The organism is Actinomycetes bacterium (assembly GCA_036000965.1).
GTDB lineage: Bacteria > Actinomycetota > CALGFH01 > CALGFH01 > CALGFH01 > DASYUT01.
In genome coordinates this window covers 1-3,283 of the sequence record DASYUT010000336.1, presented here as the reverse complement: position 1 = coordinate 3,283, position 3,283 = coordinate 1, and the positions used below count along the sequence as shown (strand labels likewise).

3 protein-coding genes are annotated in these 3,283 nt (G+C 73.6%); 2 read left to right on the top strand and 1 reads right to left on the bottom strand.

Translation table 11 applies throughout. The features are described from left to right. Nucleotides 1-186 (bottom strand): N-acetyl-gamma-glutamyl-phosphate reductase (locus VG276_30325; GenBank protein HEV8653581.1); only part of this gene is annotated, 186 nt, incomplete at its 3' end. A 417-nt stretch (nucleotides 187-603) separates the two neighbouring features. Here VG276_30325 and lysA point away from each other — a divergent pair. Both lysA and VG276_30315 read left to right on the top strand, forming a co-directional pair. Next, nucleotides 604-1,875, top strand: a complete 1,272-nt coding sequence (lysA, locus tag VG276_30320) for a diaminopimelate decarboxylase (GenBank protein HEV8653580.1) — start codon at nucleotides 604-606, stop codon at nucleotides 1,873-1,875. A 169-nt stretch (nucleotides 1,876-2,044) separates the two neighbouring features. Beyond that, the gene (locus tag VG276_30315; GenBank protein HEV8653579.1) at nucleotides 2,045-3,259 is read left to right on the top strand and encodes an ABC transporter ATP-binding protein; all 1,215 of its coding nucleotides are present in this window, start codon (nucleotides 2,045-2,047) and stop codon (nucleotides 3,257-3,259) included. Nucleotides 3,260-3,283 lie beyond the last annotated feature (24 nt).

Sequence of the window (3,283 nt, the reverse complement as noted above, 5' to 3'; positions counted from 1 at the left end):
AAGGGTGCACAGGGCGAGGTCGCCGTAGGCGGCGGCCAGGCCGGGGTAGCGCTCGGCCACAAACTGGCCGGCGCTGCGGTCACCTGCCGCCCAGGTCACGTCGAGCCGCGGGTGGCGGGCGAGCAGGCGGAGCACCTCCGCCCCCGCGTAGCCGGAGGCGCCCAGGATGCCGGCGGTCAGCGTCATGGTGCATGAGTATGCAGTCAACACTGCAAATATGCAACAGCGCCCAGCCACTCTGTCCTTTTCATCACCGCAGTAATCAAACGGGGTGACGCGGGGTGATGCTGTTTTCGCGTTTCCGCTGGTGAGCAGCCTGACAAGTCACACCGTTTGGCTGCCCCGCGTAGTAGCGACGTCTGGCGTGCACGGAGAATACACGTATGCACGTCTCCCGGCCGGGAAGAGGTGGCCTCCACCGGGTTCCCCAACCCAGCAGCGCCCGTGCCATGGTCAGGGCGGTTCGCACCCGGGTCGTGTCCGGTTCGCGTAGCTCCGGGCGCCGACCGCGCGGCCACCGGTACGGTGGCGGCATCGGCAACGGCGCCACCGCAAGCTCGCACGCTGCGGCGCGCGGCTCGACCATCAGGAGACGCTGCCGTCATGAACGACCGCACCACAACCGGCCACGCCGGCGAGCCCTTCACCTACGCCCAGGGGGTGCTCCACGTCGGCGGGCTGCCGCTCGACCGGGTGGTGGCCGGGACCGGCACCCCCGCCTACGTGTACGACCTGGACGCGGTGGCGACCGCGTTCCGCCGGATGGCCGACGCGTTCGCGCCCATCGGCGGGCGCGTGCTGTACTCGGTGAAGGCCAACGCCAACCTCGCCCTGCTGGGTCGTTTGATCGGGCTCGGGGCCGGCTTCGACGTGGTCAGTGGGGGCGAGCTGCTTCGCGTGCTCGAGGCGGGCGGCGAACCGGCCCGGGTGGTGTTCGCCGGGGTGGGCAAGACCCGCGCTGAGCTGGCCCTGGCCGTCGGGCACGGCGTCGTCATCCACGTCGAGTCGGCAGACGAGCTGGCGGCGCTGCAGGCAGTGGCGGTCGCCGCCGGACGGCGAGCCCGGTTCGCGGTCCGGGTCAACCCCGACGTCGAGGTCGACACCCACGTCATGATCCAGACCGGGCACGACGAGGCCAAGTTCGGCGTGTCCGTCGAGCTGGCCCACGAGCTGCTCGGGCGGACCGCCAAGGGCGAGTACCCGTCCCTGGACCCGGTCGGGACCCACGTCCACGTCGGCTCCCAGCTCCCCGACCCGGACGGCCTGGTCGAAGGAGCCCGGGTCGGACTGGACGTCATCGAGACGGGCCGGGCGGCCGGGCTTGGGCTCTCCTGGCTCGACGTGGGCGGCGGGCTGCCGGTCGACTACGCGGGCGGGGGCGGCTCACCCGGCCCCGAGGCGTTCGCGCGCGCGCTCGCCCCGGTGGTCGCCGGGCGTGACGTCCGGCTCGGCATCGAGCCCGGCCGGGCCCTGGTCGCCCAGGCCGGGGCGCTGGTCACCGCCGTGCTGTACCGCAAGCACCGCACGGCCGGCCGGATGCTGGTGGTCGACACCGGCATGCACCACCTGCTCCGCCCGGCCCTGTACGGCGCCAGCCACCGGTTCCTGCCGGTCCTGGCCGCGCCCACGGCCGGCCCGACCGAGGTGGTCGGCCCCGTGTGCGAGTCCACCGACGTGCTCGCCCCAGCTGTCGACCTGCCCGACCTCGAGCCAGGAGACCTGCTGGCGATCCTCGACGCCGGCGCCTACGGGATGACGATGGCGTCCAACTACAACAGCCACCCCCGCCCGCCCGAGATCGTCGTCGAGGGCGGCGTCGCCAGGGTCGCCCGCCGCCGCGAGACCTGGAAGGAGCAGCTCGCCTGGGAGCGGTGAAAGCCGAGGCCCCCTGGGGAGCCGCTTCGGGGAGCCGCTTCGGGGAGCCGCTTCCGCGAACCACCCGGAGCGACAAAGAACCATCCGGACAGCCAACCGGGAATCCTCTGCCTTCACGCAGAGGAAGGTGTCAACATCGACACAAGTGATTCCTCGGCCCGGAGGCTCCATGGCCGACGTCCTGCTCGACAACGTCTCGCGGGTGCACGACGACGGCACCGCCGCCGTCTCGCACCTGAACCTCTACGTGCGCGACGGCGAGCTGCTGGTGATCGTCGGCCCGTCCGGCTGTGGCAAGACCACCACGCTGCGCATGATCGCCGGCATCGAGCCGGTCACCGAGGGGACGATCCGGATCGGCGGGCAGGACATGCACGGCGTCCCGCCCCATCAGCGCGACGTCGGCATGGTCTTCGAGGGGAGCCGCCTCTACCCGCACATGACCGCGGGCGACAACCTCCGCTTCGGGCTCGACGTTCGTGGCCTGCCCAAGGAGGAGATCGACGAGCGGGTAGGGGCCGAGTCCCGCGTGCTGCGGCTCGGCCGCCTGCTGCACCGGCTCCCCAAGACGCTCTCGGCCGGGCAGCGGCAGCGGGTCGCCGTGGGCCGGGCCACGATCAGGCTCCCCCGGGTGTTCCTGCTCGACGAGCCGCTCACCCACATCGACGCCGCCGAGCGGATGCGGCTGCGCACCGAGCTGGTCCGGCTCCAGCGCGGCCTCGGCGTCACCACCATCTACGTCACCCACGACCAGGGCCAGGCCATGGCCGTCGGGGACCGGGTGGCCGTGATGCGGGCCGGCACGCTCGAGCAGGTCGACACGCCACGGGGCCTCTGGGCGCAGCCGGCCAGCGTCTTCGTGGCCGCCTTCCTGGGTGACCCGGCCATGCGCCTGGCGGCCGGGCGCCTCGAGGCCGGCGAGGGCGGAGTCTGGGTCGTGCTCGGCAGCCAGCGGCTGCGTTTCCAGGGCGTCCCGTCGGGGCGGCTCCGAGCGGCCGTCGGCCGCCCGGTGGTGGTCGGCTTCCGGGCCGAGCACCTCGCCGAGGTCCCGGCCGCGGGCAGCGGCGGCGACCCGACCGGCAGCGGCGGCGACCCGACCGGCGGCAGCGGCGACCCGACCACGGGCGGCGGCGACCCGACCGGCACGGCCCGGCTGCGCGCGACCGTCGAGCGCGTCGAGCACCTCGGGCACGCACTGCTCGCCTACTGCAGCATCGACGCGCCTGCCGCCGCCGGCGAGGGAGGCGGGAGCGCGCAGCTGGTGGCCTGGCTTCCCCGCGGCCGCCAGCCCGCCCCGGGGGCACCGGTCGAGCTCGCCGTGGACACGCGCCGCCTGTCGTTCTTCGACGCAACGTCCGGCAGCGCCCTCTGGCACGGCGAGTGACCACACGCCACACCGACGGGCTGG

Bases quoted from the DNA above. Each gene is read 5' to 3' on its own strand.
- lysA (HEV8653580.1), top strand. From the start codon at position 604: ATGAACGACCGCACCACAACCGGCCACGCCGGCGAGCCCTTCACCTAC.
- VG276_30315 (HEV8653579.1), top strand. From the start codon at position 2,045: ATGGCCGACGTCCTGCTCGACAACGTCTCGCGGGTGCACGACGACGGC.